Below are 20689 nucleotides of genomic sequence, written 5' to 3'. Positions count from 1 at the left end.
GACTATGAGCGCGCAGTACCGCAACCCCGTCATCCCGGGCTCGCATGCCGACCCCAGCGTCTGCCGCGTCGGCGACGACTACTACCTGGCCTGCAGCTCGTTCGAGTTCTTCCCCGGCGTGCCGCTGTTTCACAGCCGCGACCTCGTCAATTGGCGAGCCATCGGTCACGCGCTGACGCGCGACAGCCAGCTCGACCTGCACGGTTGCAAGAGCTCGCTGGGCATCTTCGCGCCGACGCTGCGCCACATCGGCGGGCGCTTCCATCTGGTCACGACCAACCTCAACAAGTTCAGCAATTTCATCGTCTCGGCCGACCGTGCCGAAGGCAGCTGGTCCGAACCGCTGTGGCTGGACTGGCCCGGCATCGACCCCTCGCTGTTCGAGGACGCGGACGGGCGCGTCTACATCAGCGGCAACGGCGGCTTCCTCGGCGACGAGCCGGCCGGCATCTACCAGGCCGAGATCGACCTCGCCACCGGCGCGCTGAAGTCGCCGCGCCGGCTCGTCTGGCCCGGCACCGGCGGCAAGGCGCCCGAGGGGCCGCATCTCTACCGCCGTGGCGGCTTCTACTACCTGCTGATCGCCGAGGGCGGCACGGAGTACGGCCACATGGTCACGGTCGCGCGCAGCGCTCAGCCGATGGGGCCGTTCGAGGCCTGCCCGCGCAACCCCATCCTCAGCCATCGCAGCCTGGACAGTCCCATTCAAGCCACCGGCCACGCCGACCTCGTCGAGGCGGCCGATGGCCACTGGTGGGCCGTCTTCCTCGGCATCCGCCCGGCGCCGGTGCGCTTCGCCGGGCTGCACCATCACCTCGGCCGCGAGACCTTCCTCGCGCCGGTGACGTGGACCGACGACGGCTGGCCGGTCATCGGCCAGCAGGGCCGCGTGTTCGAGACGATGGACGCCGGCACGCTGCCGCTGCAGCCACCCGCGGCACGGTCGACAAGCACGACGTTCAGCGGTACCACGCTCCCGCCCGAGTTCAACCACCTCCGCAACCCGCAACCCGGCAGCTGGAGCCTGCAGGCACGGCCCGGCTGGCTGACGCTGCAAGGCCAGCCCGACACGCTGGACGACGTTGCCGCACCGGCCTTCGTCGGCCGCCGCCAGCAGCACTTCGACTGCACGGTCACGACGCTGCTGGACTTCGAGCCTGCGGCGGACGGCGAGGAGGCCGGGCTGACCGTCTTCAAGAACGAGCGCTTCCACTACGAGATCGCCGTCGGCCGGCGCGACAGCCAGCGCGTCGTCTTCCTGCGCCGGCGCCTCGGCAGCCTGTGGAAGGTCGAGCGCGAGCAGCCGCTGCCGCACGGCGAGCTGCTGCTGGGCCTGCGCGCTGACGCGCAGCACTACCGCTTCTTCTTCCAGCGCCCCGGCCAGGCCGAACAGGCCTTCGGCACCGGCGAATGCGCGCTGCTGTCCACCGAGGTGGCGGGCGGTTTCACCGGCGTCTACCTGGGCCTCTACGCCACCGGCAACGGCCGCCACAGCGCGGCACCGGCCTGCTTCCGCGGGCTGGACTATCGAGACACGACACCATGAGCAACACCCCGCAAACCACCGCTCCCCTGTGGCTGGCCGCCGAGGACGCCGCCGCCCGTGCCGAGCGCGCCGCCGGCTGGCACTGGGCCTGGGACGACGGCCCCGCCGACGGCGAGCTGCGCCAGTGCCTGTGGACCTTCACGCTGGACCGCCCACTGTCCGCCACGCGGCTGACGCTGGCCGCGCAGAAGGGCCTGCCGGGCGTGTGGCTGGACGGACGGCTGCTGCACGCGTCCAAGGACGGCATGGCCGGCCGCGAGCTGCAGGACCTGGACCTCGGCGACCTCGCCGCCGGCACGCACCGGCTGGCCGTGGCCGTGCGCACCTTCCATCCCTTCATCCAGGAGCCGCGCCAGGGCGGCGTCGGCGCGCTGCTGCGCTCTGGCGACTTTTTCCTCGCGCCGCGCGCGGCCGACTGGCGCATCCGCACGGGTGCCGAGCCGGGCTGGCACGAGAGCGACGCGCCGCTGGATGCCGCCGTCTGGCTGCCAGCGCTGCTGCCCGCCGAGCCCATCGACTGGCTGCCCACGCCGGCGCAGGCCGGTCGGCTGATGCGCCGCCGCTTCGACCTCGACGCGCAGCTGCGCTCGGCCACGCTGGAGATCACCGCCTTGGGCGGCTACGAGGCGCGGCTGAACGGCCGGCGCGTCGGCGACGCGCTGCTGACGCCGGAGAACAGCGACTTCCGCGTGCGCCTGCTGCTGCAAAGCTACGACGTGACCGACATGCTGCGTGCCGGCGAGAACGTGCTGGGCGTGACGGTGGCCGACGGCTTCTACGCCAGCGAGGCCATCGGCCGCGGCCGCTACCCCTTCGGCGCCGCGCCGCGCCGGCTGTGGGCGCGGCTCACGCTGACGCTCGCCGACGGCAACACGCATGTCGTCACGACCGACCGCGACTGGCAGGCCGCGCCGGCACCGACGCTGTTCGCCGAGATCTATCACGGCGAGACTCACGACGCGCGGCTGGAGCCCGCCGGCTGGGATGCGCCGGGCTTCGACGCCTCCGGCTGGGACGCCGTCCATACCGCGCCGACGCCGCCCTGCGCGCTGATGCCGCAGGAGAGCCCGCCGATCCGCGCGACGCTGACGCTCCAACCGCGCAGCATCCGGCGCCTCGCCAACGGCGACCACGTCGTCGACTTTGGCCAGAACTTCGCAGGCTGGTGCCGCATCCGCGTGCGCGGCGAGGCCGGCCGCACCGTCACGCTGCGGCATGCCGAGATCCTGGCGGACGACGGCCAGGTCGACATGCGCAACCTGCGAGCGGCCCAGTGCACGGACCGCTACACGCTGCGCGGTGACGCCAACGGCGAGACCTGGGAGCCGCGCTTCACGTACCACGGCTTCCGCCACGTGCAGGTGTCGGGCTGGCCGGGCGAGCTGCGCGCCGGAGACATCGACGGCGTCGTCGTGCACAGCGACCTCGGCGTCACGGGCGACCTCCAGAGCACTCAGCCCATCGTGCAGGGCCTGTGGCACAACACGCTGTGGAGCCAGCGCAGCAACTTCGTCGGCATGCCGACCGACTGCCCGCAGCGCGACGAGCGCCTGGGCTGGACCGGCGACGCGCAGGTGTTCTGGCCCACGGCCGCGTTCAACATGGACGTGCGCGGCTTCACGCGCCGCTTCCTGGCCGACCTGCGCGCCAGCCAGCGCGCCGACGGCGCCTACGCCGACACCAACCCGCCCGCGCTGCCAGCCTACGGTGCGCACGGCTGGAGCGATGCCGGCGTGGTGCTGCCGCACACCGTCTGGCAGCACTACGGCGAGACCGCGGGCATCGACGAGCACTGGGAATCGATGGAACGCTGGATGGCCTGGATCGCCGACGTCAACCCCGACGGCCTGTGGGCGCGGCGGCGCGACGTGGACTTCGGGGACTGGCTGTCACTCGACGCGAAGAACCTGATGGAGGCCACGACGCCCAAACTGCTCAGTGCCACCGCCTGCTGGGCGCGCATGCTGGGCATGATGGTGCAGATGGCCGAAGCCACCAGCCGCACGCAGCGCGGGGCGCACTTCGCCGGCTGGCACGAGCGCGTCGTACGCGCCTTCCGCGAGCACTTCGTGCGGCCAGACGGGCATGTCGGCAACGGCAGCCACACGAGCTACATCCTCGCGCTGGCCTTCGGCCTCGTGCCGAAGGATCTGCAGATGGCCGCCGCCGACCGCCTCGCCGCCAACATCCGCGAACGCGGCACGCTGCTGACGACCGGTTTCCTCGGCACGCCGTTCAGCCTCGACGTGCTGGCCGACCACGGCCACCCCGCGCTGGCCGTGGACCTGCTGCTGCGCACCGAGTACCCGAGCTGGGGCTATATGGTCGAGCGCGGCGCGACGACGATCTGGGAACGCTGGAACGGCGACACCGGCGACGTGGCGATGAACTCGTTCAACCACTACGCGCTGGGCTCGGTGACGGGCTTCCTGTACCGCCGCGTGGCCGGCCTCGCGAGCGTGGCCCCGGGCTTCAAGACCGTGCGCTGCCGCCCGCTGCTGGACCCGCGGCTGGGCGACGGCCGCTGCTGCCTGCAGACCGACCACGGCGTCATCGCCACCGCCTGGGGCCGCGACGCGCAAGGCCAGCCCTGGTTCGAGATCGCGCTGCCTGAAGGCGTGACAGGAACCGTCGAACTACCGGGCCATGCTGCGACGGCCATCCAGGCCGGCAAACAGCGGTTCTCGCCGCGCCTGTGAATGCCGGAGCCCCCAGCGTGCTGGCCTCCAGCCGCACGCTGGCCCCGACCGGACTCACCTCGACGGACTCCAGAAACGAAAAAACCCGCTGAGCTTGCGACTCAGCGGGTTTCCGTATTTGGTTGCGGGGGCCGGATTTGAACCGACGACCTTTGGGTTATGAGCCCAACGAGCTACCAGACTGCTCCACCCCGCGACTGAAGCTAGCAGTATACACGGGTTTTTAAAGTCCGCGCAAATCTTTGAAGACCTGGCGACAAAAGCCGCTCATCAAGCCTGCCGGACCGCCGTGGCAGAGACGGCAGTTCCCGACGCCACGCACGCCTCGCGCAGCTTGGGCACACTCGCGCCCCATGCCCGATCTCGTCACGCGCCGGCCGCAGGGGCTGTACTGCGAACGCGGCGGTTTCTACATCGATCCCTGGCGGCCGGTGGACCTTGCCGTCATCACGCACGCGCATGCCGACCACTGCCGCGCGGGCCATGGCGCCTACCTCGCCCACCACGACGGCCTCGGGCTGATGCGCGCCCGGCTGGGCGACGGTGCCTCGCTGGAGGGGCTGGCCTACGGCGAGACGCGCCGCCTCGGCGACGTCAGCTTGAGCCTGCATCCGGCCGGCCATGTGCTCGGCTCGGCACAGGTGCGCATCGAGCATCGCGGCGAGGTGTGGGTCGTCGCGGGCGACTACTTCGTCAGCGGCGCGGGCGACTGCAACACGACCTGCGCGCCGTTCGAGCCGGTGCGCTGCGACGTGTTCGTCACCGAAAGCACCTTCGGCCTGCCCATCTACCGCTGGGCGCCACAGACCGAGGTGCTCGCCGACATGCGCACCTGGTGGGCCGACTGCGCGAGCCAGGGCAAGCACGCGCTGCTGATGGGCTACAGCCTCGGCAAGGCGCAGCGCCTCGTCGCCGGGCTGGCGACGGCAGACGCACCAGGCCCGGTGCTCGTGCACGGCGCCATCGCGCCGCTGAACGCGGCCTACCGCGCGGCCGGCATCGCACTGCCCGACGTCGAGAGCGTCACGCCCGAGACGAACTTCAAGGCGCTACGCGGCGCCCTCGTCATCGCGCCGCCGGCCGTGCAGGGCAGCCGCTGGGCCAAGGCGCTCGGCCCGCACAGCGACGCCTTCGCGAGCGGCTGGATGCGGCTGCGCGGCGCGCGCCGACGGCGTGGCGTGGACCGCGGCTTCGTGTTCAGCGACCACGCGGACTGGCCCGGCCTGCTGTCGGCCATCCGCGCCACCGAGGCGCAGCGCGTCATCGTCACGCACGGCGACGAGGGCGCGCTGGTGCGCTACCTGACCGAACTGGGCCTGCAGGCCGAGGCCTTCGCCACCGAGTACGGCGACGAGACGCACGGCGTGGAGGCGGCGGAGTGAAAGGCTTCGTCGCGCTCTACCTGGCGCTGGATGCCAGCACGTCCACGCTCGCGAAGGTGGCCGCGCTGAAGCGCTACCTGGCCGACGCACCGCCGAGCGACGCTGCCTGGGCCGTCTACCTGCTGGCTGGCGGCACGCCGCGCCGCGCGGTGCCGACGGGCGAGCTGCGCGCGCTGGCCTGCGAGGCGGCGGGGCTGCCGGAGTGGCTGTTCGAGGCCGGCTACGCCGCCACGGGCGACCTGGCCGAGGCCATCGCCTACGTGCTGCCCGACCCGGTCGACCGCATCGATGCGCCACTGGCCGACTGGATGGAGCGCCGCATCCTGCCACTGCGCCAGGCGGACGCCGCCGCACGACGCGAGGCCGTGCTGGCAGCATGGCGCGGTCTGTCGGCGGACGAGCGCTTCATGTTCGTGAAGCTGGTGGGCGGCAGTTTTCGTGTGGGCGTCAGCAAGCTGCTGGTGCAGCGCGCGCTGGCCGAGTGGTCAGGCGCGGACGCGGCCGGCATCGCGCAACGCATGATGGGCTACACGCAGATCGACACGCCGCCGACGGCCGAGCGCTTCCAGGCGCTGCTGGCCGACGACACGACCGGCGCGCGCGGCGGCCAGCCCTACCCGTTCTTCCTCGCGCACCCGCTGCAGGCCGAGCCCGCGACGCTGGGTGAGCGCGGCGACTGGCTGGCCGAGTGGAAGTACGACGGCATCCGCGCGCAGGTCGTCAAGCGCGACGGCCAGGTGTGGATCTGGTCGCGCGGCGAGGAACTGGTGACCGAGCGCTTCCCGGAGGTGCAGCTGGAAGCCAGCACCTGGCCCGACGGCACCGTCGTCGACGGCGAGCTGCTGGCCTGGCGCCACGGCGAGGACCGGCCCGCACCTTTCGCGCTGCTGCAAAAGCGCATCGGCCGCACGAAGTTGTCGAAAGCCATCCTCGCCGAAGCGCCGGTGCGGCTACTGGCCTACGACCTGCTGGAGAGCGAGGGCGAGGATCGCCGGCAGGAGCCGCTGCACGCGCGCCGAGCGCGGCTGGAGCAGTTGCGCATCGCGACCTCGCCACTGGTTGACGCCGCCGACTGGCCCGGCCTCGCGGCCGCTCGCGAGGGCTCGCGCGAGCGCCGCGTCGAGGGCCTGATGCTGAAGCACCGCGAGTCGGCCTACGGCATCGGCCGCACGGCGGGTGCGTGGTGGAAGTGGAAGGTGGCGCCGCTGAGCGTGGACGCCGTGCTCGTCTACGCCCAGGCCGGCCACGGCCGCCGCGCCAACCTGTACACGGACTACAGCTTCGCCGTCTGGAACCGTGCGCCGCGCGACGCCGCGGAGGCCGAAGCCGCACTCGACGCGACCAATGGCGAGCTGACGCTGGTGCCCTTCGCCAAGGCCTACTCGGGCCTGACCGACGCAGAGATCCAGCGCGTGGACCGTGAGATCCGCAAGACCACCGTCGAGAAGTTCGGCCCGGTGCGTCGCGTGCGGCCGACGCTGGTGTTCGAGCTGGGCTTCGAGGGCATCCAGGCCAGCACGCGGCACAAGAGCGGCATCGCCGTGCGCTTCCCGCGCATGCTGCGCATCCGCGACGACAAGCCGCTGCACGAGGCCGACACACTGGCCACGCTGCGCGCATTGATGGAGGCCGCCCCGCATGGCGACGATGACGGCGCCGACGACTGAGTGGCTGGCCGCGCGCGGCTGGAAGGCCTTCCCGTTCCAGCGCGGGGTCTGGCGCGAGATGGCCCGGGGCCACTCGGGCCTGCTGCACGCGACGACCGGCTCGGGCAAGACGCTGGCCGTCTGGCTCGGCGCGCTGCAGACGCTGGCCGACACCGAGGTGCCGCTGACGGTGCTGTGGGTCACGCCGATGCGCGCGCTGAGCCAGGACACGCTGCTGGCGCTGCAGGACGCCGCCGCCACGCTCGCGCCGCACTGGACGCTGGCCGCGCGCACCGGCGACACGTCGACCAGCGAGCGCGCCGCGCAGCAGCGCCGCTGGCCCACGGCGCTCGTGACGACGCCCGAGTCGCTGAGCCTGATGCTGTCGCGCGCCGACGCGCCGGAGGTGCTCAAGCGCGTGCGCCTTGTCGTCGTCGACGAATGGCACGAGCTGCTGGGCAGCAAGCGCGGCGTGCAGCTGCAGCTCGCGCTCGCCCGGCTACGGCGCTGGAACCCGGCGTTGATGACCTGGGGCCTGTCCGCCACGCTGGCCAACCTGGACGAGGCCGCCGAGACGCTGGCGCCCGGCGCCGTCATCGTGCGCGGCGCGCAGGACAAGAAGATCCTCATCGACACGCTGTTGCCCGCGCGCATCGAGCGCTTCGCGTGGGGCGGGCACATGGGGCTGACGATGCTGCCCGCGGTCGTGAAGCACATCGACGCCGCGGCCAGCACGCTGGTGTTCACCAACACGCGCTCGCAGTGCGAACGCTGGTTCCAGGCCCTGCTGGAGGCGCGGCCGGACTGGGCCGGGCTGATCGCGCTGCACCACGGCTCGGTGGACGCGGAGGCGCGCCGCTGGGTGGAGGCGGCGATGAAGGCGGGTCAGCTCAAGTGCGTGGTCTGCACCGCCAGCCTGGACCTGGGCGTGGACTTCCTGCCCGTCGAGCAGGTGCTGCAGATCGGCTCGGCCAAGGGCGTGGCGCGGCTGCTGCAGCGCGCCGGCCGCAGCGGCCACGCGCCGGGCCGGCGCTCACGCGTGACGCTGGTGCCGACGCACAGCCTGGAGATCGTCGAAGCCTCGGCGCTGCGCGCCGCCGTGCAGGCCGGCCACATCGAGCCACGCCGCCCGCCGGACGCGCCGCTGGACGTGCTGGTGCAGCACCTCGTCACCGTCGCGCTGGGCGGCGGCTTCCGGCCCGACGAGCTGCTGGCCGAGGTGCGTAGTGCGCCGAGCTACCGCCAGCTGAGCGACGAGGCCTGGCAGTGGGCGCTGGCCTTCGTGCGCCACGGCGGCGAGAGCCTGCGCGCCTACCCGGACTTCCAGCGCGTCGTGCCCGACGACGAAGGTGTCTGGCGCGTGCCCGATGCGCGCCTCGCGCGGCGCCACCGCAGCAACATCGGCACCATCGTGTCGGACGCGGTCATGAGCGTGCAGTTCCTGACCGGCGGACGCATCGCCACCGTGGAGGAGAGCTTCATCGCGCGGCTGCGCGCGGGCGATGTCTTCCTGCTCGGCGGCCGCGCGCTGGAGCTGGTGCGCGTGGAGGGGCTGACCGCCTATGTGCGCACCGCCAAGGCGGGCCAGGCGCTGCTGCCGCGCTGGGGCGGCGGGCAGTTGCCGATCTCCGACACGCTGGCCGGCGCGATGCTGGAGCGCTTCGACGAGGCCGCACAGGGCCGCTTCAGCGATGCCGAGATGCGCTTCGTCGCGCCGCTGCTGACGTTGCAGGCCGAGTGGTCCGCCCTGCCCGGCGCGCAGCGGCTGCTGGCCGAGGTGCTGGACTCGAACGAAGGCCGGCATCTGTTCCTGTTCCCCTTCGCCGGCCGCACCGTGCACCTGGGCCTGGCGTCGCTGCTGGCCTGGCGTGCGGGGCGCGACACGCCGGCCACGTTCACGATGGCCATCACCGACTATGGACTGGAGCTGCTGAGCGCCACGCCCATTGACTGGGCCGCCCAGTTGCGCGCACTGCTCGCGCCGGTGGACCGCGCGACGCTGCGCGAGGAGGTGCTGGCCAGCCTGAACGCCAGCGAGCTGGCGCGGCGGCGCTTCCGCGAGATCGCGCGCATCGCCGGGCTGATCTTCCATAGCCACCCCGGCGAGGTGCGCAGCCAGCGGCAGCTGCAGGCGTCCGCATCGCTGTACTTCGACGTGTTCCGCGAGCACGACCCGGACAACCGGCTGCTGCGGCAAGCCGAGGCCGAGCTGCTATCGGCGGAGCTGGATGTCGATGCGCTGGGGCGCGCGCTGGCACGCATGGCGGCGCAGACGCTCGACCTCCGGCAGCCCGCGCGGCCCACACCGCTGGCCTTCCCGCTGCTGATCGAACGGCTGCGCGAGCGGGTGTCGACCGAGTCGCTGGCGCAGCGGCTGGCACGCATGCTGGCGGAGCTGGAGGCAGCGGCCGGCGGCGATGCGCCCGCTGTGGACGTGGGCTCGCGCCTCGCGTTCGGCGACGTGCAGGACAAGCCCGCATCGCACCGGACGCGCCGGAGGCGGCGATGAACGGCCTGCGTGTCGAAGCGGCCGGCGAAACGCTGTGGCTGCTGCCGAGCGGCGCCGTCTGGTGGCCCGCCACGCGGACCTTGTTCGCCGCCGACCTGCACCTGGGCAAGGGCGCGGCATTCCGTGCGCAAGGGCAGCCGGTGCCAGCGGGCAGCAGTGCGCAGACGCTGGCTCAACTGGAAGCGCTCGTCGCGGCTCACGACGCGTCGCAGCTCGTTGTGCTCGGCGACTTCTGGCACGGCGCCCAGGGGCTGACGCCTTCGCTGCTGAACGCGGTGACGACGTTCGCCGAACGCATCCCGACCGTGCTGGTGCTCGGCAACCACGACCGGCGGATTCATCCGGAGGGTCTGCCGTTGAAGGTGGTCAGCAGCGAGCTGTCGTTAGGCCCGCTGACCGCCGCCCACGAACCGCCACCCGCGGGCATGCCCGGCTTCACGCTCGCGGGCCACTGGCATCCCGCCATCTCGCTGCGCAGCCGCGCCGGCGACCGCCTGCGCCGGCCCTGCTTCGTCCGCTACCCGCACGCGCTGGTGCTGCCGGCGTTTGGCGGGTTGACGGGCGCGCTGACATTGCGACGCAGCGAATTGGCGAGAGACGGTGCCGATGTCGCCATGCTGGGCGACGGCGGCCTGCACTGGTTACTGTCGGGACGCTGAGTCGCTCAGCTCTTGACGGACTGCCTCACGTCGGCAAAGAACTGTCAGGTACGAAACCATACAAAGTGTCGTGATCCAACGGCCCAAGTCGAGCCAGCGCGAGCTCAACGAGAGACTGGTCGTCTTCCAGATCGTAGGTGGCCCGCGATGCACTCGCGAGGAGCAGTTGGAGAGACGTGTCAGGCCCACGACGCTCGAACTTCTCAGCGTCGAACGAGGGGAAGAACCCGCCATAAGCCGGACCAACCTTCAAGGACTGTCCCTGCGGGTCCCCCACAGAAAATGGTCAAGCAGCGTGTCAGGCAGTGCTCCTCGGAACTTCTTCAGGACCGCGACGGAACCTCTCGGCGCGCCGTTCCCGGCCTGAAACCCTCGAGAAAGCGTTCAAAGAACTTGCCCATGCTTGCCGAGCAGGCTGTTGAAGATCAAAACGATTTCGGTGACGTGTCGCATGGGCGACCACGATTTGCCCACCAGTCCCAAACGATTTGAATACTCAGGGCGCTGTCAGAAGTCCAACTTTGCAAACGGCAGCTTGGGCGCACCGAACTGCCGCAACATCGTCAGATGCTGATCCAGTTTGACTTTTCGCAGATTTTCCAGAACTGGCTTTCCACCCAAGACAAGCGCTGGCTCGAAGCCGTACATCTCGTCCGCCGCCAATACACCGAGCTTGGCGCAGGCGCGTTTGAACAACGGCTTCTTTGAAAGGTCGCTTCGATCGTAATCAGCAATGAAGCTGGCAGCGAAGAAGGAGCAAATGGAACTGTCCCGGCGTGCCACATCTTTGGGTTTCAGCTCCTTGGGAACCGCTGTGATCGCATTGATCGAGCAACATAACGTCGCACTAGATCCGGACTTTTCGCCACACAAATACAGATCGCCAAAGGCAGAGCGCGCGAAAACGTGGAAAGCATCCACCTGCTCGAGCGGCGTGTCGGCCAACCACTCGTCGACCAGATCTTCATAATCATCCGGGTTGACTGTCCACAACAGTCCTTGTCCGTAACTGCACCACCCCTCCTGGCGCCAGTAATTCAACAACTGAGCCGGAAGCTTGTCAGCCCAGCGCTCGAATGCTGTGTCCGGCACCGGCTCGCTGCGGTCCGGCTCGCCGAACTCCTCGATGAACAATGAAAAGTCTTCGTCTCTCATCTCAATCCTTTTCCGCGGCAGGGCTCCAGCTTGACATTGAGCTTGTCGGCACCCTGCCCATTCTTGATCGCCTCATCGACCATGGCATCCATGCCCTTGAGCCGCGAAGCCTGATTCCAGCCGCCACCGATTGACGAGTTGACGTCCGTCCGTCCCATCTTGGTTGGGTCAGGATCGAACCAACCACCTGCGACCATGTCGGGCTCATGCAGTGCGGCCAGTTTGTCCATCACCTCTGCTGCCTTGCTGACCGACGCGGTCCTGGCGTCTGCCGCGCTCATACCGCTGCTGCGCAAACTGTCGAAGATGCTCTTCCTGATGTTGGCAGAAACGTTCTTTCGCAACTCTTCCTGAGCCGCGTCGGCCACCGGATTGCGACCGACTGCCTCGTAGGCGTCTCGCGCGGCCTTGTATTCGTTGGCCGTCATGGAGTTAAGCGCATCCTGTTGCCCGCGCAACTGCTTCGCATACTCCTGCAGATACTCCTTCTGCTCAGCCGCACTCATCTTCTTGAACTTGGCTTTGTCAAAGGGGTGGAAGCACGGAACTTCGTGCTCCTTGAGGCGCTTCGCGGCCTCGGCTCGCTCTGCCTGCTTCTTTTCCTTGTTGACCTGACTCGGAGACTTCGACGGCTCTACCGGCGCCTCGCTCTGCGCAGCCTTCGGCTTGGGACGCAGCTTCGGGTTCTTGAGAAGCGACTCCTGGTTCTTCGCCACCCACTCTGCAAACCCTTCGCCTAATTTGCTCTTGCGCAGCAGCGCCAGCGTCTCTTGCGTCGACGCCTTTGCCGGGCCCAACGTCAGCCGCGCCACGATGGCCATCAGGATGAGCTTGAAGAGCAGCGCAATCGCATAGGCGTATTCGTCACCGGCCGCTTCGACCTCAGAACGGGTTCTCGGACTGTCGGGTGCATTCCAGGCCCGCGTGGTGGCGTGGCTCAATGCGCCGATCAATTCGCCGAAGCCCTGGGCAATACCAACGACCAGGAAACCCAGGCCCAGCCAGGTAAGGATGGTGACGCCTGCCGAAACGCCAAGGTCGGCCCCGATGACCGCCCCCGGTGCCGCACCGACGCCACCGAAGAAGAAGCCGATAACCCCACCGATGGCCCCTCCAATGACGGTCGTGGCGACGAGCACCACCATCATCGTGAGCAGCCCGGGAATCAATCCCTTGACGAGTTCCTCCAGCGCATGCCCGGTCTCGCGCAGGATGGCCGCGCCGGCACGCATCTGCCCAATTTGCACCGCGTCATAGACAGCTTCGGCGCGCTCATAGTTCTTGACGAGCATGTCCCAGGCACTGGTATTGCCCGGGGTCGGCCCATTGATGATGCCGGGCGTGACGCCGGCCCTGCGCTGGCCGGTGCCGTCAAGCACGTCGTGATTGCCTCGACTGGCGTCGAGCGGACCGGGAATGCGGTAGTTGGCCAAGGCGGTTTCTCCCGCCTCAGCGCTTCTTGCCCAGGTCGTCAGCGACCTTCTTCTTGAACTTCGGCAGTTCCTCGGGCTTCTTGGCCTTCTCGGGCTTGTCCGGACTCTTGGGGCTGGCACTGCCGCCACCACCGCCGCCGCCCGAGTTGACCTTCACCATCGCGCCGGTGATGCTGACCGGGCCGCTGCCCTCGATGTTGATCATGGCGCCCTTGAGCGTGAGCGTCGCACCGGCTTCGATGACGACGTTGGCGCCGGCCTTGATGTGCAGGTTGGCGCCGACCTTGATATCCATGCCGGCGCTGGATTCCACGGAGATGGACGCACCACTGGCGTAGCTGGCGTCCGCACCGGTCTTCACGCCGTGCTTGCCGCCGATGTCCACGCTGGTGTCCTGGCCGATGGTGAGCTGGACGTTCTCGGCGATGGTGTCGGTGAAGCTCTTGCCGATGGTGCGCGCCACGTTCTCGCCGATCTCCTCGGTGAGGTTCTTGGCCACCATGCGGTACTGGTCGTTGCCCACTTCCAGGTGGGCGTCGTTCTTGACCAGTTCCAGCAGGTCCTTCTCGGCGTGCAGCCGGATGTATTCCTCGCCCTTCTTGTCCTCGAACGCCAGTTCGTTGAAATTGGCGGCCACGCCCTGCTTGCTGGAGCGCGAGCGGAAGGTGGAGACCGTGGCGTGGTCCGGCAGCAGGTAGGGCGGGATCTGCTCGGCGTTATAGACGCTGCCCAGCACCAGCGGCCGGTCCGGGTCGCCTTCGACGAACTGCACCACCACCTCCTGGCCGATGCGTGGCAGCGCGATCATGCCCCAGGCCTTGCCGGCCACGGGCGTGGCCACGCGCAGCCAGCAGGAGCTGTTCTCGTCCTTCTTGCCGAGGCGGTCCCAGTGGAACTGCACCTTGATGCGGCCATGCTCGTCGGTGTAGATCTCCTCACCGGACGGGCCGACGACGACGGCGGACTGCGTGCCGCCGATGTGGGGCTTGGGCGTGAGGCGCTGGCTGCGGAAGACGTCGTTGGCACTCATGGCCGAGAAGCTGCAGCTGAAGTGCGAGTCCTTCTGGCCGGCCTCGTAGCCGCTGTAGACGACGTCGATGCGCGTGCTGACGATGAGGTACTTGGCGTTCTCGGCGTCGCGCGGGTGGTCGGTCAGCGAGAAGGTGCAGCCGGTAGCCACGCCGCGCAGGTTGGTCTTGGCGGTGACGGCGGCGTAGCGTGCGTCGGCCTCCTCCATGCGCAACTTGGCGTAGCGCTGGCCTTCGGCCACGGTCAGATACTCGCCCGGCGGGTCGTACACCTCCAGCGTGGCCGGCGCGCCGTTGTGCATCGACGTGCTGTCCTTCAACAGTGCCGTGCCGGGCGTGAGGTAGTTGTAGTCGTTGAGCGTGGTCTTGGCGGACTGCAGTTCGAAGTGGTGGCGCCAGTCGCTGACGACGCCCACGTGCTGGCCCTCGCCCAGGCCCTGGCGGAACTTGAACTTGTCGTAGTCCGGGAAGGGCTGGTGGGCGCTCATCTTGTCGACGACGACCAGCGTGTGTTTGCTGTCCGAGTGCTTGAAGTAGTAGTACAGGCCTTCCTGCTCCATCAGCCGGCTGACGAAGTTGAAGTCCGACTCGCGGTACTGCACGCAGTACTCGAAGGTGGGGTAGCTGCCCTGCAGGTTGAACTCGATGTCGCCGCCGTAGGGCTGCAGCACCTTCTTGATGAGGGCGTCGATCTGGATGTTCTGGAAGATGCGCGTGTCGGCCCGCAGCGTGGCCAGCCACAGCCAGGGCCGCAGCGTGAGGCGGTAGGCAGCATAGCCGCCGCTGGCGCCGTCCAGGCCCGCGGTGGCGATGACGCCGTGCAGGTGGCGCTTCGTGTTGTCGTCGAGCTGGATGCTGACGTGGGCGTTCTTGCCCAGCAGCTTCTCCAGGTCGACGTCGGTCTTGGCCTCCGCCAGCGCGAGCACGTTGAACTCGAACAGACGGCCCAGCTCTTCGGTGGCGTTGAGCGACTGGAACAGCAGCGTCTCGCCGAGCGGGGTGTTGAGGGTGAATGGGGGCGGGGTCATGGGCTATCCTGGGGAGCGCTGTGGATGCTAGACGACGAAAACAGCTCGGCGGAAGCCTGGCATGGTGTCCCACACCGGGCCGGGCCGCTATCCCCCGCGCAGAGGACAGCGGCAGTCACAACGCAGGCCTCTGCGCCGCAACAAGCCAACCCGAAACGGGTTCGCCGACCTCCTTGCGCAGCACGACGGACTCGATCACCGACACCTGCAGCCCGGCGTCGGCCAGGCAGGTTTCAACGTAGGCGCGCTCGTGGGCGTAACGGCCGTGCAGTTGCAGGCGGTAACCGGCCGGCTCGGGAACGTCGCCAGACAGGGCCTCCACGGTGAAGAGGAACCGGCCGCCCGGCCGCAGCGCCTGCGCCGCCGCCGCCATCGCCGCGTCGATGCGGCCGAAGTAGCACAGCGTGTCGGCGCTGACGATGAGGTCGAAGCGGCCGGGCTGCTGCTGCAGATAGCCCACCAGTTCGGCCTTCACGAGTTCGTCGTAGCCGCCGCGCTCGCGGGCCTTGTCGAGCATGCCGCCCGACAGGTCCACGCCGACCAGCTCGCGTGCGTACGGTGCGAGGAAGGGCGCGCACAGCCCCGTGCCGCAGCCGGCATCGAGGACGTCCAGGTCGCCACGGGCCTCGGGCTGCAGGCGCTGCAGCAGTTCGGCGACCAGGCTGGGCGCGCGGTATTCGAGGAAGGCCAGCCGCTCGTCGAAGCTCAGCGAGAAGGTGTCGAACAGCTTGGCGACGTAGTCGTCCGGCGCGCGCTCGGGCGCGTTCTTGCCGGTCACGGCGGCCAGGTGGTGGCGCGGCTGCGGGTTGTCGGGCTCGGCCGCGATCCAGCGCTCGAAGGCCTGCGCCGCCTTGTCGAGCTGGCCGCTGTGCGCAAAGATCAGGCCCATCATGCGGTTGGCCTTGGGGTCGTCGGGCCGCAACTCCAGCGACGTGCCGAAGTGCCGCATGGCCTCCTGCATGCGCCGGGTGTCCACCAGCAGGTTGGCGAAGTTGGTGTGCGCGTCGGCAAAACCCGGCTCACGCGCGAGCAGCTCGCGGAACAGCGCCTCCGCCGCGTCCACCTCGCCCAGCGCCCGCAGCAGGCAGGCCAGGTTGTTGGCCACGGCCGGGTTGGCGGGCTCCAGCTCACGGCAGCGTTCGTAGGCGGCACGCGCCTCGTCAGCGCGCTGCAACAGCAGCAGCACATTGCCGCGGTTGTTGTGCCAGGAGGCCACGCCCGGGTCCATCTCGAGGGAGCGGTCGATCATCGCCAGCGCCTCCTCGCTCTTGCCGTCCTGGTGCAACAGCACGCCCAGGAAGTGCAGCGGGTTGGGGTCCTCGGGGCGCACCTCGACCAGCTTGCGATAGAGCTTCTCGGCAGCCAGCACGCGACGATCCTGGTGCATGGACATGGCCAACCGCAGGGCCTCGTCGTAGGTGAGTTCTTCCTTGCGAGGCTGCGGCGGATTGGACGGGATGGCCGGGCGGCGGGATTTGGACTTGGACATCGGCTTCAAGGTCTCGGCATGCGCTGGCAGATAGAGGTGAAGGAGCGGCGGCAACCGAGCGGACCACGCGGGTGGCTTGGTTCAGCAATCAGGCCGCCAGCTTCGGCTCGATGAAGCCCCCTGACACCGCAACAGACCTGCGCCAGCCACCGGCAGCGACCTGCATCGAGCAGCTCGCGATCAACGACGTCACAGCCCTTCGATCGCATGGCCCGACTGCTGCATCAGCTTCTCGAGCATCTCGTTCTTGACGCGGTTCAGGTTGTAGATCGTCACGCACTTCTGGTAGTCGGCGAAGTCGATCATGACGATGTTGGGCGTGAAGCTGGTCCAGCTGTTCTTGTTGGCCACATACAGCCGGCTGTTGCTGCTGTAGAGATCCTTGAAGCTGAGCGCGCCCAGCTGGTTCATCAGCGCCTTCTTGTAGCCGCTCTCCCACACGTCGCGCAGCGACTGCACGTTCACGCCGCTCCACATCTTGTCGTTGCGCTTCTTGATGTCGCCCAGCAGACCGGTGGTGGTCCAGTACATCATGCCCATCGCATCGCGGTCGCACGTGGTGCCGCCGCCCAGCGTCTTCGTCTGCTTCTTGGTGTTGTCCTTGATGTCGGCGGTGTCGCTGAACTTGCCGAAGTACTGCAGGCCGTTGAAATCCTTGTTGTAGGCACGCGATGACTTGGTCTTCTTGTCGAAGAGCTCACCGAAGGACAGACAGCCGCTGTAGATCTGGCCACGGATGACGAATCCGAGTTCTTCCAGATCGCTCGGAGCAAAGAGCGTGATGACCTTGCCGGCCAGGCTGCCCACGGTGCGCGTGTTCAGGTTGACCGGCGCGCCGCCAGACTTGTTGTAGTTGAACTGCGTGTCGCCCAGCACGCGCACGCAGGTGTCGACCACGTCCTTCAGGTTGTAGCACTTGGAGAACTTCAGGATCAGGAACTCCGTCGGGTTCTTCGTCACGTAGTTCTTGGCCTGCGTGAGCATGTCCGTCAGCGTGTCCTGGCCCCATCCGCCGAGGTGGGAGACGTTCTGGTGCGACTGCACCTGGCCGGGCTGGGCGCCCTTGTGCTTGTTGTTGATGACGCCGCCGCCCAGGTGATAAGACTTCTGCTCGAACGAGCCGTCGCTGCGCTTGACGGTGGCGATGCGCAGGTCGAAGAAGCGCACGCCGGCATTGGCCTGGTCCGAGATGTTCAGGCTCTGCGTGATGACGTTGTCTTTACCCTGACCGTAGATGCCGGCGTCATGCGCGCCGGGGAAGACGATCTGGTTGAGTTGCTTGTTGGCGTAGTGGCTGAGGAATGCGGTCATGGCGTTTTTCCGGAGTTGTTGGGGGCTCGGGCGCCGCGGCGCCCGCCTTCGCTAAACAGGGCCGGTACAGGCTCAGAACTGGTAGCTGAACCCGCCGCCCGCCACGCCCACCGTCACCCCCTTGATCTCCTCGCCTCGCATCATCCGGTTCAGGAACTCGCGGCTCACGTCCGGCAGCATCGTGTTGGTCAGGATGGCGTCGATCATGCGGCCGCCGGACTCGCTCTCGGTGCAGCGCGACACGACCAGCTTGACGACGTCCTCGCCGAAGTTGAACGGGATCTGGTAGCGCGCCTCGACACGCTTCTTGATGCGGCCCAACTGCAGTTTGACGATGCGGCCCAACATCTCGTCGGACAGCGGGTAATACGGGATCGTGACCAGCCGGCCCAGCAGCGCGGGCGGGAAGATCTTCAGCAGCGGCTCGCGCAGCGCCTTGGCCATGCCGTCGGGGTCGGGCATCAGGTCGGGGTCCTTGCACAGGCTGGCGATGAGGTCCGTGCCGGCGTTGGTCGTCAGCAGGATCAGCGTGTTCTTGAAGTCGATGAAGCGGCCTTCGCCGTCTTCCATGAAGCCCTTGTCGAACACCTGGAAGAACATCTCGTGCACGTCCGGGTGGGCCTTCTCGACCTCGTCCAGCAGCACGACGCTATAGGGCTTGCGGCGCACGGCCTCGGTCAGCACGCCGCCTTCGCCGTAGCCGATGTAGCCCGGAGGCGCGCCCTTGAGCGTGGAAACGGTGTGCGCCTCCTGGTACTCGCTCATGTTGATCGTGATGAGGTTCTGCTCGCCGCCGTACAGCGCCTCGGCCAGCGCCAGCGCCGTCTCGGTCTTGCCGACGCCGGACGTGCCGGCCAGCATGAAGACGCCAATGGGCTTGCTGGGGTTGTCCAGGCCCGCGCGCGACGTCTGGATGCGCTTGGCGATCATCTCCATCGCGTGGTCCTGGCCGATGACGCGCTGGCCCAGGTGGTCGGCGATCTTCAGGATGGTCTCGATCTCGTTGCGCGCCATGCGGCCGACGGGGATGCCGGTCCAGTCGCCGACGACGGCGGCCACGGCCTGGTAGTCCACGGTCGGCAGGATCAGCGGCGACTCGCCCTGCAGTTCGGCCAGCTTCTTCTGCGCTTCCTGCAGTTGCGCCAGCCAGGCGGCGCGGTCTTCGGCGGTCGGCGCAGCGGGCACGTCGGATTCAGCCGCTTCCACCTTGACCTCGGCTTCCAGCGCGCTGCCCGTGCCTTCGACCGGCTGCGATGCGGCGCGCAGCTTGGCGCGCAGGCCCAGCACCTCGTCGACCAGCGTGCGCTCCGCGGCCCAGCGGGCGTCCAGCGCTTCGAGGCGGGCCTTCTCGTTGCCCAGGTGTTCGCGGGCCACCGCTTCGCGCGAGCCGACGTCGATGCCGACCGCCGCCTCGCGGCCGATGATGCCCAGCTCCACTTCCAACGCTTCGATGCGCTTGCGCGAGTCGTCCACCTCGGCCGGCGTCGCGTGCAGGCTCACGGCCACGCGGGCACAGGCGGTGTCGAGCAGGCTGACGCTCTTGTCCGGCAGCTGGCGCGCCGGGATGTAGCGGTGGCTGAGCTTGACGGCGGCTTCCAGTGCCTCGTCGAGGATCTGCACCTTGTGATGCTTCTCCATCGTGCCGGCCACGCCGCGCATCATCAGCACGGCGCGCACTTCGTCGGGCTCGTCGACCTGCACGGTCTGGAAGCGGCGGGTCAGCGCCGGGTCCTTCTCGATGTGCTTCTTGTACTCGGCGAACGTCGTCGCGCCGATGGTGCGCAGCGTGCCGCGTGCCAGCGCCGGCTTCAGCAGGTTGGCCGCGTCGCCCGTGCCGGCGGCGCCACCGGCGCCGACCAGCGTGTGCGTCTCGTCGATGAACAGGATGACGGGCTTGGCGCTGGCCTGCACCTCGTCGATGACGCTGCGCAGGCGCTGCTCGAACTCGCCCTTCATGCTGGCACCGGCCTGCAGCAGGCCCACATCCAGCGCGCGCAGCTCGACGTCCTTCAGGCTGGGCGGCACGTCGCCTCGCGCGATGCGCTGGGCGAAGCCTTCCACCACGGCCGTCTTGCCCACGCCGGCCTCGCCGACCAGGATGGGGTTGTTCTGGCGGCGGCGCATCAGGATGTCGACAACCTGGCGGATCTCGTCGTCGCGGCCGACGATGGGGTCCATCTTGCCGCTGCGGGCCTGCTCGGTCAGGTCGACGGTGAACTTCTTCAGCGCCTCCTGCTTGCCCATCGCGGCCGGCGCGATGGCGCCACTGGCCTCGCCCGGGGCGCCGGCACCGGAGCCGTCGCTAGCCGTCTGGCCATCCTCCGGCGAGCCGGCGACGATCTTGGCCATGCCGTCGGCCAGGTCATCGGGCTTGATGCGCTCGAACTGGCGCGAGATCGCGAACAGCGCGTTGCGCAGGAAGGTCGTCTTGAGCATGCCCAGCAGCACGTAGCCGCTGCGCACGGCCGTGTCGCCGTACATCAACGAGCCGTAGACCCAGCCACGCTCGATGGCGTTGGTGATGTTCTCGGCGATGTCGGAGATGGCCGTGGCACCGCGCGGCAGGCGGTCCAGCGCGGTCGTGATGTCCTTGGCCAGCACGGCGTCGTCGATGTCGAAGTGACGCAGGATGCGGTGCCAATCCGAATCGGGGTTCTGGACGATCTGGGCGATCCAGTGCTCCAGCTCCACGTAGGGGTTGCCGCGCAACTTGCAGAACACGGTGGCGCCTTCGACCGCCTTGTAGGTCAGGGCATTGAGCTTGCCGAAGACGGCGACACGACTGATTTCTGCCATGGGTTCTC

12 protein-coding genes and 1 tRNA gene are annotated in these 20689 nt (G+C 68.7%); 6 read left to right on the top strand and 7 right to left on the bottom strand.

Annotated features, from left to right (window positions below; translation table 11 throughout):
• The first annotated feature begins 4 nt into the window (after positions 1-4).
• Together ACG04R_RS24120 and ACG04R_RS24115 are read left to right on the top strand one after the other, a co-directional pair.
• Positions 5-1546: a glycoside hydrolase family 43 protein gene (locus ACG04R_RS24120; protein WP_394416222.1), complete on the top strand. Its 1542-nt coding sequence runs from the start codon at positions 5-7 to the stop codon at positions 1544-1546.
• Positions 1543-4245, top strand: a complete 2703-nt coding sequence (locus ACG04R_RS24115) for an alpha-L-rhamnosidase (RefSeq protein WP_394416220.1) — start codon at positions 1543-1545, stop codon at positions 4243-4245. The genes ACG04R_RS24120 and ACG04R_RS24115 overlap by 4 nt, the downstream gene beginning before the upstream one ends.
• 119 nt (positions 4246-4364) lie before the next feature.
• Here ACG04R_RS24115 and ACG04R_RS24110 read toward each other — a convergent pair.
• Positions 4365-4441: transfer RNA gene (locus ACG04R_RS24110), tRNA-Met, on the bottom strand.
• A 157-nt stretch (positions 4442-4598) separates the two neighbouring features.
• Between ACG04R_RS24110 and ACG04R_RS24105 the strand changes: the two genes are divergently transcribed.
• Genes ACG04R_RS24105 through pdeM form a run of 4 tightly spaced genes read left to right on the top strand, consistent with a single transcriptional unit; the run spans position 4599 to position 10441 of the window.
• A complete protein-coding gene (locus ACG04R_RS24105) occupies positions 4599-5627 on the top strand; it encodes a ligase-associated DNA damage response exonuclease (protein ID WP_394416218.1) in 1029 nt (342 codons plus the stop codon).
• A complete protein-coding gene (locus tag ACG04R_RS24100) occupies positions 5624-7294 on the top strand; it encodes an ATP-dependent DNA ligase (RefSeq protein WP_394416216.1) in 1671 nt (556 codons plus the stop codon). The genes ACG04R_RS24105 and ACG04R_RS24100 overlap by 4 nt, the downstream gene beginning before the upstream one ends.
• Positions 7266-9782: a ligase-associated DNA damage response DEXH box helicase gene (locus tag ACG04R_RS24095; protein ID WP_394416214.1), complete on the top strand. Its 2517-nt coding sequence runs from the start codon at positions 7266-7268 to the stop codon at positions 9780-9782. The genes ACG04R_RS24100 and ACG04R_RS24095 overlap by 29 nt, the downstream gene beginning before the upstream one ends.
• A complete protein-coding gene (pdeM, locus tag ACG04R_RS24090; protein ID WP_394416212.1) occupies positions 9779-10441 on the top strand; it encodes a ligase-associated DNA damage response endonuclease PdeM in 663 nt (220 codons plus the stop codon). Before ACG04R_RS24095 ends, pdeM begins: the two co-directional genes overlap by 4 nt.
• Positions 10442-10948: 507 nt before the next feature.
• Here pdeM and ACG04R_RS24085 read toward each other — a convergent pair.
• The 6 genes from ACG04R_RS24085 to tssH all read right to left on the bottom strand — a co-directional run bounded on the left by ACG04R_RS24085 (position 10949) and on the right by tssH (position 20681).
• Positions 10949-11596: a GAD-like domain-containing protein gene (locus ACG04R_RS24085; RefSeq protein WP_394416210.1), complete on the bottom strand. Its 648-nt coding sequence runs from the start codon at positions 11594-11596 to the stop codon at positions 10949-10951.
• On the bottom strand, positions 11593-13029 hold the full coding sequence (locus tag ACG04R_RS24080) for a polymorphic toxin type 15 domain-containing protein (protein ID WP_394416208.1): 1437 nt from the start codon (positions 13027-13029) through the stop codon (positions 11593-11595). Before ACG04R_RS24080 ends, ACG04R_RS24085 begins: the two co-directional genes overlap by 4 nt.
• Before the next feature lie 16 nt (positions 13030-13045).
• Entirely contained in the window at positions 13046-15085 is a 2040-nt protein-coding gene (locus ACG04R_RS24075) for a type VI secretion system Vgr family protein (protein WP_394416206.1), read from the bottom strand.
• A gap of 115 nt (positions 15086-15200) precedes the next feature.
• Entirely contained in the window at positions 15201-16574 is a 1374-nt protein-coding gene (locus ACG04R_RS24070) for a tetratricopeptide repeat protein (RefSeq protein WP_394416204.1), read from the bottom strand.
• A gap of 189 nt (positions 16575-16763) precedes the next feature.
• Positions 16764-17885 (bottom strand): PI-PLC domain-containing protein, encoded by a 1122-nt coding sequence (locus tag ACG04R_RS24065; protein WP_394416202.1) that lies wholly within the window; start codon positions 17883-17885, stop codon positions 16764-16766.
• Positions 17886-17957: 72 nt separating this feature from the next.
• On the bottom strand, positions 17958-20681 hold the full coding sequence (gene tssH, locus ACG04R_RS24060; protein WP_394416200.1) for a type VI secretion system ATPase TssH: 2724 nt from the start codon (positions 20679-20681) through the stop codon (positions 17958-17960).
• Positions 20682-20689 lie beyond the last annotated feature (8 nt).

It is taken from the genome of Pelomonas candidula (assembly GCF_043555985.1).
GTDB classification, from domain to species: Bacteria; Pseudomonadota; Gammaproteobacteria; order Burkholderiales; family Burkholderiaceae_C; genus Pelomonas; species Pelomonas candidula.
The sequence above is the reverse complement of the archived record's forward strand: the minus strand, read 5'-3'. Positions and strand labels throughout refer to the sequence as shown.

Bases quoted from the DNA above. Each gene is read 5' to 3' on its own strand.
- ACG04R_RS24120 (WP_394416222.1), top strand. From the start codon at position 5: ATGAGCGCGCAGTACCGCAACCCCGTCATCCCGGGCTCGCATGCCGAC.
- ACG04R_RS24115 (WP_394416220.1), top strand. From the start codon at position 1,543: ATGAGCAACACCCCGCAAACCACCGCTCCCCTGTGGCTGGCCGCCGAG.
- ACG04R_RS24105 (WP_394416218.1), top strand. From the start codon at position 4,599: ATGCCCGATCTCGTCACGCGCCGGCCGCAGGGGCTGTACTGCGAACGC.
- ACG04R_RS24095 (WP_394416214.1), top strand. From the start codon at position 7,266: ATGGCGACGATGACGGCGCCGACGACTGAGTGGCTGGCCGCGCGCGGC.
- pdeM (WP_394416212.1), top strand. From the start codon at position 9,779: ATGAACGGCCTGCGTGTCGAAGCGGCCGGCGAAACGCTGTGGCTGCTG.
- ACG04R_RS24085 (WP_394416210.1), bottom strand. From the start codon at position 11,596: ATGAGAGACGAAGACTTTTCATTGTTCATCGAGGAGTTCGGCGAGCCG.
- ACG04R_RS24075 (WP_394416206.1), bottom strand. From the start codon at position 15,085: ATGACCCCGCCCCCATTCACCCTCAACACCCCGCTCGGCGAGACGCTG.
- ACG04R_RS24070 (WP_394416204.1), bottom strand. From the start codon at position 16,574: ATGTCCAAGTCCAAATCCCGCCGCCCGGCCATCCCGTCCAATCCGCCG.
- ACG04R_RS24065 (WP_394416202.1), bottom strand. From the start codon at position 17,885: ATGACCGCATTCCTCAGCCACTACGCCAACAAGCAACTCAACCAGATC.
- tssH (WP_394416200.1), bottom strand. From the start codon at position 20,681: ATGGCAGAAATCAGTCGTGTCGCCGTCTTCGGCAAGCTCAATGCCCTG.